The organism is Paenibacillus catalpae (assembly GCF_900112695.1).
GTDB classification, from domain to species: Bacteria; Bacillota; Bacilli; order Paenibacillales; family Paenibacillaceae; genus Pristimantibacillus; species Pristimantibacillus catalpae.
This window is the reverse complement of sequence record NZ_FOMT01000004.1, coordinates 219,393-233,196: the sequence shown is the minus strand read 5'-3', so window position 1 is coordinate 233,196 and position 13,804 is coordinate 219,393. Positions and strand designations below refer to the sequence as shown.

14 protein-coding genes are annotated in these 13,804 nt (G+C 49.5%); 9 read left to right on the top strand and 5 right to left on the bottom strand.

Annotated elements, in window-relative coordinates; genetic code table 11:
- Positions 1-40: 40 nt before the first annotated feature.
- Positions 41-433, top strand: a complete 393-nt coding sequence (locus tag BM200_RS18800) for a hypothetical protein (protein ID WP_091188200.1) — start codon at positions 41-43, stop codon at positions 431-433.
- Between the two features lie 36 nt (positions 434-469).
- Here the strand turns inward: BM200_RS18800 and BM200_RS18795 are convergent, their stop codons facing one another.
- Together BM200_RS18795 and BM200_RS18790 are read right to left on the bottom strand one after the other, a co-directional pair.
- Positions 470-979, bottom strand: coding sequence for a tetratricopeptide repeat protein (locus tag BM200_RS18795; RefSeq protein WP_091188199.1), 510 nt, complete (start codon positions 977-979; stop codon positions 470-472).
- Positions 980-1,362: 383 nt separating this feature from the next.
- Positions 1,363-2,970 (bottom strand): glycoside hydrolase family 43 protein, encoded by a 1,608-nt coding sequence (locus BM200_RS18790; RefSeq protein WP_091188198.1) that lies wholly within the window; start codon positions 2,968-2,970, stop codon positions 1,363-1,365.
- A gap of 214 nt (positions 2,971-3,184) precedes the next feature.
- Here BM200_RS18790 and BM200_RS18785 point away from each other — a divergent pair, with 214 nt between their 5' ends.
- Positions 3,185-4,066: a helix-turn-helix domain-containing protein gene (locus BM200_RS18785; protein ID WP_091188197.1), complete on the top strand. Its 882-nt coding sequence runs from the start codon at positions 3,185-3,187 to the stop codon at positions 4,064-4,066.
- A 57-nt stretch (positions 4,067-4,123) separates the two neighbouring features.
- A complete protein-coding gene (locus BM200_RS18780) occupies positions 4,124-5,734 on the top strand; it encodes an ABC transporter substrate-binding protein (RefSeq protein ID WP_091188196.1) in 1,611 nt (536 codons plus the stop codon).
- Here BM200_RS18780 and BM200_RS18775 read toward each other — a convergent pair.
- A complete protein-coding gene (locus BM200_RS18775) occupies positions 5,731-6,507 on the bottom strand; it encodes an exodeoxyribonuclease III (RefSeq protein WP_091188195.1) in 777 nt (258 codons plus the stop codon). The genes BM200_RS18780 and BM200_RS18775 overlap by 4 nt on opposite strands.
- Before the next feature lie 152 nt (positions 6,508-6,659).
- On the opposite strand from BM200_RS18775, the gene hisA reads away from it, so the two are divergent.
- A complete protein-coding gene (hisA, locus tag BM200_RS18770) occupies positions 6,660-7,412 on the top strand; it encodes a phosphoribosylformimino-5-aminoimidazole carboxamide ribotide isomerase (protein ID WP_091188194.1) in 753 nt (250 codons plus the stop codon).
- A gap of 153 nt (positions 7,413-7,565) precedes the next feature.
- Here hisA and BM200_RS18765 read toward each other — a convergent pair whose 3' ends face one another.
- Positions 7,566-8,444 carry a DMT family transporter gene (locus BM200_RS18765; RefSeq protein ID WP_091188193.1) on the bottom strand — a complete coding sequence of 293 codons (879 nt, stop codon included), beginning with the start codon at positions 8,442-8,444 and terminating at the stop codon, positions 7,566-7,568.
- Between the two features lie 345 nt (positions 8,445-8,789).
- Between BM200_RS18765 and BM200_RS18760 the strand changes: the two genes are divergently transcribed.
- The 3 genes from BM200_RS18760 to BM200_RS18750 all read left to right on the top strand — a co-directional run bounded on the left by BM200_RS18760 (position 8,790) and on the right by BM200_RS18750 (position 10,988).
- On the top strand, positions 8,790-9,560 hold the full coding sequence (locus tag BM200_RS18760; protein ID WP_091188192.1) for an ABC transporter ATP-binding protein: 771 nt from the start codon (positions 8,790-8,792) through the stop codon (positions 9,558-9,560).
- Between the two features lie 284 nt (positions 9,561-9,844).
- On the top strand, positions 9,845-10,108 hold the full coding sequence (locus tag BM200_RS18755; protein ID WP_091188191.1) for a hypothetical protein: 264 nt from the start codon (positions 9,845-9,847) through the stop codon (positions 10,106-10,108).
- A gap of 16 nt (positions 10,109-10,124) precedes the next feature.
- Entirely contained in the window at positions 10,125-10,988 is an 864-nt protein-coding gene (locus BM200_RS18750) for an ABC transporter permease (protein WP_091188190.1), read from the top strand.
- A gap of 1 nt (position 10,989) precedes the next feature.
- On the opposite strand, the gene BM200_RS18745 is transcribed toward BM200_RS18750, so the two are convergent.
- Positions 10,990-11,781, bottom strand: a complete 792-nt coding sequence (locus BM200_RS18745; protein WP_091188189.1) for a 3'-5' exonuclease — start codon at positions 11,779-11,781, stop codon at positions 10,990-10,992.
- Between the two features lie 116 nt (positions 11,782-11,897).
- Between BM200_RS18745 and BM200_RS18740 the strand changes: the two genes are divergently transcribed.
- Both BM200_RS18740 and BM200_RS18735 read left to right on the top strand, forming a co-directional pair.
- On the top strand, positions 11,898-12,500 hold the full coding sequence (locus BM200_RS18740) for a TetR/AcrR family transcriptional regulator (protein WP_091188188.1): 603 nt from the start codon (positions 11,898-11,900) through the stop codon (positions 12,498-12,500).
- 247 nt (positions 12,501-12,747) lie between these two features.
- Positions 12,748-13,779, top strand: coding sequence for an aliphatic sulfonate ABC transporter substrate-binding protein (locus tag BM200_RS18735; RefSeq protein ID WP_091188187.1), 1,032 nt, complete (start codon positions 12,748-12,750; stop codon positions 13,777-13,779).
- Positions 13,780-13,804 lie beyond the last annotated feature (25 nt).

Sequence of the window (13,804 nt, the reverse complement as noted above, 5' to 3'; positions counted from 1 at the left end):
TTGAGGAAAAATGGGCATGTTATTTTCAGGAGGGATTACCATGCCAACAAAGATATTTTTTTCACTCATGCTGTTTTTTTTGTTTTCTGCGAAGGTGCAAGCATTCCCTCATATGACGATCGAAACGGTTCCCGCACCTGAAGGTAATTGGGTTTATCTGCCGGAGGGGGATGGAGAGATGAAAATCATTGTTAGAATCTCTCATGCCCAGAGAATAAAAGTGTGGAGAGTTCCGACTGGAACCCAACAATGGGAATTTCGGGAACTGATTTGTGATTCATCTGGGGAGCGGGATATTTGGACTTGTACCTGGAGGTATGATGAGCGTGATACCATTCACGATCATTTTGTGGTTGAGTTGATCGACAAGGATTGGAGCATGAAAGAATCATTAAATGTCACTCGCAGACATGCAGAAAACCATCCCCAATAAATAAGGCGGTAGCCACAGAAAGACTACCGCCCTATTTTATTCGGCTGTTTCATCAAGGTCTTCCTTATAGGCCAAAATTCCGCGTTTAAAATAATGCAGTTTTTCGTCCGTCGTACTTTCCATTAAATTGGTGATCAGCAGTTCAACGCTTTCCTTATAGCTTTGGCTATTATACAGGGCCATGGCGAGAAACACTTGAATCGCACGATTCTCCGGGAATTCCTGCATGCCTCTGCGTAACGTTTCGACCGCTTTATCGTATTGCCCCCAGTATCGGTATGTACTCCCGAGGCCCATCAAGCATCTCTCTAGATCCGGGGCAGACAAGCCCCGTTCAATGGCGTGAACATAACAGGGGATCGCTTTATTTCCAAGACCGGAATTGTCATAGGCTATCCCCAGTTGATAATTAATCTCCGCATCATCGGGATAATCAGTAAGCAGCTCTAACAATTGCTCTCGAACCTCGGCTAAAATCACTTGATCCTGCTTCGCTCGTCCTTCTTCACGCCGTTCGATGATTTTGCTCAAATCGTCTCTTGTCATTGGTTCACCATTCCTTAAGATGATCTTGTAATCAAGGTAATGGAATGCCCATACAATTACAAGAAATAATATCCTAACTATGAGGTGTATATTTCTCTATTACACAGAAAGAAAGGAAGGGACCCTACATTGGGTTCCTTCCTTTCGTCCATTCTGTCCCCAAAAAAATAAGACAACGTGCGAGGAATAGAGGGAAAAGTTTCTCCTGGAGGAGCGTAGCGCTTGCCTTTGTCCGTGTGAAATCTCGTTAAATGAGTATATTCAAAATTTTACACGGGCAACCGCCACACCGAATTTCGGAAACTAGCTAGATATTGACGAAATTTCGGTGAGCTGGAAGGAGAACTTTTCCCGCCATGACGAGCTCAGATGTCTCCCTGAGCTCAGTTGTCTTTGTAAACAAAATAGTCAAAGTCCGCATACTGACTCCGCCCAGACGTATCCTGGCACTGCATGCCAACGAATGCGCCGGTGAAGAAGCCGCCGCCCTGGATGTAATCATCCGACAGCTTATGCGAGTCGAATGTAACCGGCAGTGTCGTCCAGCTTTCGCCATCGAAGGAATACGAGTAGCGGTAAGTCAGCTCCGTTACATCGACGCGAATATGCACATAGTCCACGCTCTCCGGAATAACAACCTCCGCTCCTTGCAGCGGCTGCGAGAACGAGAAGTTGTCGCAGGCAACAAGCTCGAGAATACGGCCTTTCTCTTCATGCCAGGTAATCTGGCAGGATGTCCAATTCTGCGTATTGTAATAGTTCACCAGACCAGCCGATTGCTGGAACGTCGTCGGGTTAAAGGCCACCTTCGTCTCCGCCGTGAAGTTGAAATGCTGCCAGCGGCGTGCCACAAAGGCTTGCGTAAACTTCGACGTCAGAGATTCTTTGCCATAGAGGCGCAGATGGCCCGGGTTGTCCTTCAAGGAAACGATCTTCTCGCCAAGCGGAATGCGCAGCGTTTGGAAATGCAGGTTAAGTGTCTCCGAATCAAACTCGTCCTTTTCCGGAAAATCCGGTCCCCACACGACTTCTTCCATATTTGGTCCTTCAATGGTCAGAGACGGTTTATTGCCGCCTACGACATATGGCCAGTCGTTATTCCATTCGAGACGCTGGATCGCCGTCTCGCGTCCCAATGGGCAGAACCCGCGCGGATCAAGCAGCGGCTGTCCTTCCCGCGAGAGCGGACGTCCGACCAGATGGACAAGGAACCACTCATCCGTATGGGTATGGACAATCGAAGCATGTCCCGCTTTTTGCAGCGGAATACGCGGATGCGCAAACGAAGAGATAAGCGGATTGTCCGGATGAACTTCATATGGTCCGCGGATATCCTTTGAACGTGCGATCGTCGCTTGATGATCATATTTGGTGCCGCCTTCAGCGGTCAGCAGATAATAATAGCCGTTGATTTTGTACAAATGAGGAGCTTCGGTCAGCTTAATGTCCGTGCCTTTGAAGATCACTTCCGCTTTGCCTACAAGCCGCTCTTCAGCCGCATTGTATTCCTGCAGCACAATACCGTAAAACGGATGATTGCCCACGCGCTGATCCCACAGCATATTAACGAAATACTTCTTGCCGTCTTCATCATGGAAGAGGGAAGGATCAAAGCCGGAGCTGTTCATATGAATCGGTTCGGACCATTCGCCATCAATGGTATCGCAGGTAACGAGGTAGTTATGGCAGTCTTTCCATTGTCCTTCAACGACTTTCACATCGGTGTATATCAGCCAGAATTGGTTGTCGCTATAGGATAATTGAGGTGCCCAAATACCGCCGGAATCGGGGTTGCCCATCATGTTCAGCTGGCTGAGACGGTTCAATGGACGGGAGGCAAGCCGCCAGTTTTTCAGGTCCTTGGAATGGTAGACTCCAACGCCAGGGAACCATTCGAAAGTCGACACCGCAATATAATAATCCTCGCCTGCACGGCAGATGCAAGGGTCCGGATTAAAGCCGGGAAGTATAGGATTGTAAATAGTAGTCATATCGACAAAATTCTCCTCTCATCGGTTCAGGAAATAAGCTATTGAAAAGACAGGAGGAAGGAATGAGTTACCCTTCTTTAACGACTGTCTCGGATAGCTGATGTGTTATAATAGCTATATATTATCAGTGATTTGGACGGTATCCCATATCCATAGCGAGAGAGTATTTACCCAAATCAATCAGGCTGGGAAATAAATGAGAGGGGAGTTTGGAATGGAGCAAAAAGAACGACAAAAAAGGGAGTTTATGCTGCCCGATATGGACTCTACTTTCCGCGTGTTTGGAGCTCATTTGCGAACCGTTGAACCGGACTGGAGCTATCCGCTGCATAAGCATCCGATGTTTGAAATTAATCTGGTTCTGTCAGGTACACAGGATTTTATCGTGGAGCGAACCAGCTATATTCAAAAACCAGGTGATCTGCTGCTCTTCCGGCCAGGTGACCATCATGAGAGCCGGGTGTCAGGGGACGAGGACATGACGTATTACTGTCTTCACTTTGATGTGGATGAACCCTCCTTCCGTGAGCTGCTTTGCCGAACTCCACGTTGCTTTTATCCATCCGACAGCGAACTCTCCATAGCAATCAGGCCGGCGCTAGACAAGCTGATCGGATTAACGGCTTCGGAGGAGCCGGTCGTGCGTACGGAGTCCCGCATGTTTATGTTATCCGCGTTATTTGAGCTTTTTGCCGTCTTAAGCGGAACCTTGTCCAGGCTGAATCAGGATCCGGCAGGAATAAGAAACTCCGAGATTGCCTCACAGGTCGCTGCTATGCTGGAGCAGGCTGTAGATGAAATAGGCAGCAGCGGCAATCTGGATGATAAGGATACGGTAACTTCGGTCGCGGCTGCCGTCGGATACAGCACCTCTTCGGTGAACCGCATGTTTACGAGAGCATTTGGCGTATCGCCCAGGCAATATTTATCCACGATTATGCTGAAGAAGTCGAAGCTGCTGCTCATGGACCCGGAATTAACGATTGAAGAGATATCTTCCCTGCTCGGATACAACAATATTGCTCATTTCAGCAGACAGTTCAAACGTTGGACGGGGGAGTCGCCAAGCCGTTTTCGGGGCAGGTTCCACGAATAGCCGTATAATGATAAACTAGGTCTAAAGGCATTTTCTGGATAAGAGGAGTGAGGCATCATGCATGGCAATAGTCGTATGCGCTCCCTGCTAGGTTTGCTGATAGGCATAGCATTGATCCTGTCGGCATGCGGTAAACTCAGTTTTTCGGCCAATACGTCTGTCACGGCAAAAACAATAAATATCGGGGTCACTTATTCGCCCAATGCGATAACGCCATTGTCACCGATTGGACAGGTCTCTTCCTATATTGCGGGCCTCATGTATCTGCCGCTCTTTGAGCTTGATGAAGATCTGGCCTTTAAGCCGATGCTGGCGGATTCCATCACGACAACGGATCATAAGGTCTTTACGATTTATCTTAACCCCGCTGCCAAATGGAGTGACGGAAGTCCCATTACGGCAGACGATGTTATTTTTACGCTAAAGCTGATAACGAATAAGCAAATTTCCTCTACTTATGCCTATATGTTTGCCATTATCGAGGGTGTGGATTCAGCCGGCTTCCTGCCGGATGGGCAGTCCGAAATTGCCGGCGTAAATAAGGTGGACGAGCATACTTTGACGATCCAGACCAAAGCACCAACAACCCTAACCATTATGCGGGACACTATCGGACGGTATCTGTTGACTCTCCCGAAGGCAGCACTTGAGAATGAACCGCTGACTGCAATCAAGAATGGTGATTTTGTGCAAAAATCAGCCGTTATAAGCGGACCGTATCATCTCGACAGCTATGAGCGGGATCAGCTTGTCCAGATGAAGGCGAATACAGCCTATTTCAAGGGAACTCCTAAAATTAGCCGGTTAAACTTCAAAGTTGTGCAAGGCAGGGAGCTTGCCGATCAGCTCGAAAGCGGGGACATTGATCTGAATATACCTTCGTATGGGGCGATCCCGATTGAGGATTACGGCAGAATCAAATCGCTCTCTAATGTGACGGCAGAAGACCGTCCTTCGATTACGACCCAGTTCATGTACATCAATAAATGGGAACTGCCCGACGTAAAGCAAAGACAAGCCATCTCTTATGCCATTAACAGGGAGCAAATCGTCAACGAGCTGCTCCGGGGAGCAGGTGAGCCGGTGGATGGTTTGTTCACCAGCTACAGTCCTTATCTGGATCCGTCCATCAAACCGGCGGGATATGATCCGCAGAAAGCAAAAAGCCTGCTCGCAGAGTCAGGCTGGACACCCGGTACAAAGCTGACGTTATCCGTCTTGTCCGGGGACAGCACGCTGGAGCAGGCGGCGCATTTGATTGCGGACCAGCTTAAAGAGGTTGGAGTCCATGCCGACATTCAAATGGTTAAGCTGGCGCCATTGATTCATAAAATCGTGGAGAGGGACTATGATCTCGGCATGATGACCGTCTCGATGTCCCTGGTTAATCCGCTGCCGGATGTGGCGTATTTTCTGCAGGAAGGCAACCCTAACGGTTACAGCAATCCCGAGGTGGACAAGCTGCTGTCCTCCCTGAAGTCGGAGACGGATGAAGCGGATATCAAGCAGAGCTATAGCAGGCTGCAGCAGATCGTTGCCGAAGAAGTGCCGTTACTGTCTGTCTATGCGACTCGTTCCCTAGGCGTGGTCAATAATAAAATAGCGGGAGCGTCGCCGAAGGATTACGGCATGTTTATTCATGTTGAAGATTGGGACGTGTTGCCTTAAGCTTCATGTCCCTTTGTCATATCCAAAGTCAGCACAACCGGGCAATGATCGCTGCCAAGTACTAGGGAATCAATGCAGGAGTCTACAATCGAAGGAGCAAGTCTTGCAGAAGCAAGGAAATAGTCGATACGCCAGCCGACATTCCGTTCCCGGATTTTTGGCATATAGGACCACCAGGTATAAGCATCCGTCCGGTCAGGATACAGCTGGCGGAAGGAATCGATAAATCCGGCGTCTAACAGCCGCGTCATTTTCTCCCGTTCCTCGTCAGTGAAGCCGGAGTTGCCGCGGTTCGACTTCGGATTTTTCAGATCGATCTCCTGATGGGCTACGTTTAAGTCCCCGCACACGATAACCGGCTTATGCTCATCCAGCTTCGTAAGATAGCTTCTGAACATCTCCTCCCACTCCAGACGGAAATCCAGTCTCGAAAGGTCGCGCCTTGCGTTTGGCGTATACACCGTAACAAGATAGAAGTCTTCAAGCTCCAAAGTAATGACCCGTCCCTCGTTATCCTCATCTTCTTCGCCAAGGCCGTAGCTTACCGAAAGAGGCTTATGCTTGGTGAAGATCGCCGTGCCGGAGTAGCCCTTCTTCTCGGCATAATTCCAGAACATATGATAGTTTTCTCCCAGCTCCAGAGTGATCTGGCCTTCCTGCAGCTTTGTCTCCTGCAGACAGAAGAAATCCGCATCCATTTCATTGAAATAACCCAGAAATCCTTTATTCACGCAAGCCCGAAGGCCGTTAACGTTCCAAGATATAAGCTTCATGCAACCGTAATCTCCTTTGTCTATCATCTCTATTTCACTAGTGTAACATATGCTGTCTTCTACGAAGCCCATAAAAATTTGCCTATGCGGCATACGTCCGCAAGATGATTCTGCTACAATATAGGGACAGAACTGGAGAAAGAGGAGATGGCATGAAGTTCAGACCGTGTATCGACCTGCACAGCGGGAAAGTGAAGCAAATTGTTGGGGAGACGCTTAATGTGAATCCGCAGCATGTCGTTGAAAATTTTGTCTCCGAGCATGACTCGGCGTATTATGCTTCGATGTTTAAGCGGGACGGCCTGACAGGCGGCCATGTGATTATGCTGGGCGGCGGCAATGAAGAGGCGGCATTATCCGCTTTGCGCGAATACCCGGGAGGCCTGCAGATCGGCGGAGGGATTACGGCAGAGAATGCGGCAAAATACCTCGAGGCAGGTGCTTCGCAGGTGATCGTCACTTCTTATATTTTCCGAGATGGCGAGCTGAATATGGACAACCTGAGCAAAATTGTCTCCGAGGTCGGCAAGGACAAGCTCGTTATCGATCTGAGTTGCAAGCAAAAGGACGGAAGCTGGCATGTCGTAACGAATCAATGGCGCACGTTCAGCAGCTTCCAGGTGAACGAAGCGAATCTTCGTGAGCTGGAATCGTATTGCAGCGAGTTTCTTGTTCATGCGGTAGACGTGGAGGGGAAACGGACAGGCATTCTGGAAAGCCTCGTGAAGCAGCTCGCGGATTGGGTACGGATCCCAACCACGTATGCCGGAGGCGCCAGGTCGTTCGAGGATCTGGATCTCTTCCGTCGTCTGACGGACGGCAAGCTCGACATCACGATCGGCAGCGCGCTTGATATCTTTGGAGGCACTCTCTCCTACGATAAGGTTGTGGCTTACTGCCGGTAGAAAGGTCGTCATATCATACATCGAATCTGAAAACATCATTGAACAGCTGTCTGCACATTCGGTGTTACAGCTTCTGTTGTCTTCCCTTTGCTTGAATAAATTTTTGAATTTTGCAAAGGGAAGACAAAGGCAGGCGCTTCGCTAGTGAGAAAGTTACTCCTTGCCATGACGCATAAATAGCCAAACTCCAAACAAAATGACCATACCCGCCCCAAGCTGCCAGCCGGTCAGCGCCTCCTTGAGCAGCGCCCACGCCAGAAGCGACGCGATGACCGGCTCACCCAGCACAGACATGGAGACGGCCGTGGCATTCATATACTTCAGCAGCCAGTTGAACAGATAGTGGCCGAACAACGTTGGTACAATCGCCAGCAGCAGGAAAATGCCCCATTCGTTCTTGCTGTAGCCGGTAAACGGATAACCTTGTATGAGGTTATAGACGGCAAGGGTCGTAGCGGCAATCGCAAACACCAGGAAGTTATAGGCAAAAGCGCTTGTGGTGCTTCGCAGCTGTTTGCCAATGAGCATATGAATCGCTACGGCAATCGTCCCCAGAATCGACAACACATCGCCGTATAAGGCTTCTTTTGACAGCGCAAGGTCGCTTGAACCAATGATCACGGTGCCGACCATCGCAATGCCCATGCCGATCAGCATGATCTTGTTTGCTTTGGTTTTGAAGATCAGATAAGAGCCAAGCATGACCAAAACTGGTTCCAGCGCCAGGAAGATTGTTGAGCTTGCTACCGTCGTGTAGTTCAGCGATGACATCCACAGCAGGAAATGCAGGGCGAGCATAACTCCCGAGGCGAATAGCAGCAGAAGCTGGCGGAACGTATGGAAGAGCAGCTCCTGTTTATATTTCCAGGCAAGGGGAAGCATGATCAGGATAGTCAAATACAGGCGGTACATGCCGATAACCGATGGCTCGGCGCTCGACCACTTGATGAAGATGGATGAGAACGAGATGGCAATAATGCCGACGATATAGAGGAACTCGTAGGCGGAGAAAGACTTGGATGCGCGATTCATGAATGATACTTCTCCCATGCAATAAAATAGAATAAAAACCCCAACAAGTAATACTACTACAGGTGGGGAAAGGGAGCAATTTGTAACTTTTGTTTCCTGCGATTATCGCTGAAAAAAACGATTGACAGTCCTTTGCTTTCTCGCTATGATCAGTAACAACAGATACGGATTGACGAAAATGTCAGTCTGTCAAATCGAGATCGAATCGACTGGACCAACCAGAGATTCAATGGGAATGCCTGTATAAGGCTGCCATTGGATCTTTTTTTATACCCTAATTCCCACTATTCCAATGCGAAAATTTAAAATCGAGTGAAGCAACCAAAATTTGAGGAGGTGCCGGCTATGTCAACGGCATTATTGGAAATTGTAGATGTGAGCAAAACCTTCCATTCATCGGGTGAAGCAGTTCCGGTTCTGGACCGGCTGAAGCTGACCATTAATCAAGGGGAGATTGTATCGATCATCGGGCCAAGCGGCTGCGGGAAAAGCACGCTGCTCAAGATTGTAGCGGGTCTTGATATCGATATTGAAGGCCGTGTTCTACTGGAAGGGGAGCAAGTGAAGAAGCCTTCTCAGGAGAAAGGGTTTATTTTTCAGGAGCATCGTTTATTCCCATGGCTGACGGTTGAGAAGAACATTGCCGCGGATCTGTCCCTTCGTAATCCCGATGTCCGGAGGAAAGTAGATGAGCTGATCAAGCTGGTCAAACTGCAAGGCTTCGAGAAAGCTTATCCGAAGCAGCTGTCAGGGGGCATGTCCCAACGGGTGGCTATTGCAAGAGCTTTGCTCCGCAATCCGAAGGTGCTGCTGCTCGATGAGCCGTTTGGCGCGCTCGATGCGTTCACCCGCAGCCATATGCAGGAGGCGCTTCTTGATATTTGGCGGGAGAACCGCACAACGATGCTGTTTGTGACCCATGATATCGATGAAGCGGTCTTTCTCTCGCACCGGGTTATCGTGCTGGACGCACGTCCCGGCCGGATCAAAACAATCGTGCCAATCGATCTGCCTTTCCCTCGGAAAAGAACGGGCACTGCGTTCCAGGATCTTCGCACCCTGGTCCTGCGAGCCCTCGATCATGAGGAACCCGAAAAAGAGTCTTACACAATCTAGTGATAGCGGAGATTGTTTCGGCCGAGCGAGACTACTGTGGTGTTTGTTTAGCGGTCAGCGGAGGTTGTTTGGCCGAGTGTATCTATTACGTGTTTGTTTAGCGGTTAGCAGAGGTTGCTTTGGCCCTAATGTTACTATTGCGTGTTTGTTTAGCGGTTAGCGGAGGTTGTTTCGGCCCTAGTGTGACTATTGCGTGTTTGTTTAGCGGTTAGCGTAGGTTGTTTCGGCCCTAGTGTGACTATTGCGTGTTTGTTTAGCGGTCAGCGTAGGTTGTTGGGTCGAGTGTGACTATTGCGTGTTTGTTCCAACATATGAACTCGTCTAATCAAGGAACAAACCGCAAGGAACAATCGACCGAACAACCGGAGCGCCAACCGGAGCGCAGAACAAACCGCAAGGAGCAATCGACCGAACAACCGGAGCGCCAACCGGAGCGCGGAACAAACCGCAAGGAGCAATCGACCGAACAACCGGAGCGCCAACCGGAGCGCGGAACAAACCGCAAGGAACAATCGACCCAACAACCGGAGCGCCCAACCGGAGCCTAGAAAGGATGATTTAATTATGTCTAATAATCTTACAACCGAAGCCTTAAAAGGAGTTAAGCCGTCCCCGGTTGCATCAAAACCGGCAGCTGCTATTCGCGCGACGAGGAAGCAGGGGGACTTCAAAGGAAGAAAGCTTCTGACGGGCAGCCTGCTGCCGCTTATTATCGTAGGAGGCTGGCAGTATGTAAGCGGGACGGGGATTGTGGATCCGATGCTGTTCCCGGCTCCTTCTTCCATCGTCAAAGAGTTCTATGACATGATCGTCTCGGGCGAGCTGTTCCGTCATCTGGAGATTAGCGTGCTTAGAGCGCTGCTTGGCTTCCTGCTTGGCGGCAGCCTGGGGCTTATCTTTGGTCTGGCGGTGGGTATGTTCAACAGGGTCGAGGAAATTATCGATCCTACGGTTCAAATGATCCGTACCGTGCCGCTGCTGGCGATTACGCCCCTGTTTATTTTATGGTTCGGATTTGGGGAGACGTCGAAAATCCTGCTGATTGCTCTAGGTGCGTTTTTCCCGCTGTACGTTAATACGTTTCTTGGCGTACGGAATGTCGATTCCAAGCTGTTTGACGTTGCGCGGGTATTGGAGTTCAAACGGCTGAATCAGATGATCCGGCTTGTCCTTCCGGCAGCGATGCCAAATGTGCTTCTGGGGCTTCGGCTCTCGATCAGTATTGCGTGGCTGGTGCTGGTAGTGGCCGAACTGATGGGTGCCGACCGGGGCATCGGTTACTTGATCCAGGATGCCCGGTCGTTTATGCGTACGGAGGTTGTGTTTATCGGTATTATCCTATTTGCTGCCGTAGGCAAACTCACGGACTCGCTTGTACGGGTACTGGAGCGCCGTCTGCTCAAATGGCGGGACAGCTATAAAGGTTAATTTAATGACTGGCAGGGCTCTGCGGCGGGATTGGACGGGGGGGCAGCTTGGCTGCTTCCGCTTCGAAATACTCCTTCAGCTCGGCTTCCTTGCGTGGGTCCGTCATGGTTACCTTGCCTTCCAAATGCTTGCTCACTAGCAGTTCCCAGGTGGGGGCTGCCTTTTGGGCACGCATGGCGCGAACGGCATTTTTGACAAGTCGGCGTTCCTTCGCATTGGTGTAGAGATCCTTATATTTTTGCTTATAGGTGTCAAAATCCAGATGGTCAAACACGGCGCGGAACACATCTGCCGTCATAATTGCATCGTCCAAGGCGCGGTGGGCATTGCCTTCGGAGACCAGATTAAGGTCGGCTAATGCGGCTTCTACGCTGACGTCATTTGTAACATTTTTATAGCGAAGATAGCCCTTTAGAAGGTCCAGATAATCGATAGACAGCCAGAAGGCATCGTCCAGTTTGTGCATCCGAGTATCATAGATAATCCGCTTCAGGTCTTCGCCGCCCCAAGTCAGGATTATAAACTGCTCGCCGCGGTCCAGCCACTTGATGAATTCGCCGATGACATGCGGAAATCGTGGTGCTATATCAATTTCTTCCTGCGGAATGCCTGTTTTTTTCTTAATGAAGGAATTCAGCTTGGAGAAGTAGACCGGCTTGATCAGAGAAGAAAAAATATCGGTCTGCTGAAGCTCGGCATTCAGCCGCACGGCGCCAATCTCAATGACTTCCATAGGAAGGTCGCTTGCGAATTTGCGTCCGTTAAATTCAATATCCAGAATAATATAATTCATTTATTAACCCCCGATTAATTGCTCATGCCTATCCATTCTAACAGAAATGAGAAGAAAACAGGAATGAGCGTATGAGAACCTCATGAGAGGATCAGTTGTTAAAAGGAGCAAACACCATGGCCAGGAATGTCATCAAGGATCAGCAGCAGAGGGAGCTGCGACGCAATCAGATCTTAACGGCAGCTGCGTCGGTATTTACGAAGCGTGGCGTAGCAGTGGCGAAAATATCGGATATCGCGACCGAAGCAGGATTAAGCTACGGTCATGTTTATAATTTTTTTGAATCCAAAGAAGAGATTCTGACGGTGCTTGTACAGTCCTCGCAAGAAAGGTACACAGAATTATTGAAGGAAGCGCGGGTAGGCAGCGGCACGGTCATTGATAAGCTGAGATGGCTGATCAGCCAATATATGCACAGCAGCAGGACCGGAACGATGTATTGGGTTGTGCTGCAGGCGCAGGCAACAGAGGTGTTAAGTCCGGAGGAAAAGGAAGCCATACACCGGAATGTTCATCTGAACCGCGATCTTCTCGCGGATATTTTGCGTGACGGTCAAGCAGAAGGGACGATTGCCGAAGGTAATCCGGTTGAGCTGGCAACGCTTTTGCTGACGCTGTTCCATAATACGGCCATGTGGGAGTATCGCGGATTTGGCGAGCCTTCCGATCTTGTCATAGACATCATGCTTAGGTTGGTTGTAAATAATCCTAGTAAATAAATTGGAATAATAAGAAAAAAGTGGTTGACAGTCCAAAAGGCAGCTGGTAATATCAGAATCACCAAATGACAAATTGATCACTTTATCAGTTTGTTCATAATAAGAGAATAGAGAATCGACTGGTCGACCGGAGATTCGCTTTCGTAACCTACCTTGCTAACAGGGACGGTTAATGGAAGCGAATTTTTTTATTTCTCTAAATCCGATTAAACATATAAATAAACTTATATTAAGGGAGTTGGAGCTTATGAAGAGAAACAAGTTGCGTACGCTTACGATTACGGCGTTGTCGGTTATAGCACTGGTTACGGTGCTGGGCGGCTGCGGCAGCAAGGATTCAAATGCGAAATCCGAAGCGGGATCAGCTTCGAATGCCGGAGCAACGGAACGGCCGCATATCACGGTCAACGTTGCGATTAACGGAGGATTAACGCCGCTCCTGCTGGCCAGAGAAAAGGGTTGGCTGGAGGAAGAATTCAAGAAGCTGAACGCCGATGTAAGCTGGAGTGAATTCCAGAGCGGGCCTCCGCTGCTCGAATCACTTGCCTCGAAGCGCGTGGATCTGTCTTTCCTGGGGGATGGCGCTACAATCTCCGGTTTGTCGGCGAACCTGCCGTTTGAGGTAATTGCCCTTCTCAGCGATGGTAAGCTGTCGAACTCGATTATTACGCCAAAGGACAAAGGTATTGCAAAGGTGGAAGATCTGAAGGGTAAGTCGATAGCCGTTGCCAAAGGAACGACGGCACATGTGTTTCTGCTGAAGGTGCTGGAGAAGTATGGGCTGAGCGACAAGGATGTCAATCTTATCGCTCTGCAGCCGGAGGATGCGCTGCCGGCATTCGAGACCGGCAAGGTGGATGCCTGGGTAACCTGGGACCCTTATACCACGAAGGAGACAGCGTCGGGTAAAGCGGCTGTTATCGCGGGAGCCAATGAAGGAATTGCCGCACCGGTATCTGCTATTGCAAGAACGGATTTTGCGAAGAGCAATCCTGAGCTTGTAACGGCGTTCCTGAAAGTATATAAGCAAGCGATTGATTGGCAGAATGCCAATACCGACGAAGCGGTTCAGACCTATGCGGATTTGAAGAAGATTGATGCAGGTGTTGTGAAAGCATTGCTTACAAGCTCCGCCCCTAGTCTTCGTGCGTACTCGCAGGAAGAGCTGGATGCGCAGCAGAAGTCGTCGGAGCTCCTGCTCAGCAACGGCTTCATTAAGAATAAGGTTAGCTTCCAGGATCATGTCGTTTCCAGCTATCTTGAGAAGCTGTCCCAATAAATATTAAAAATTAAAGGAGCGATTA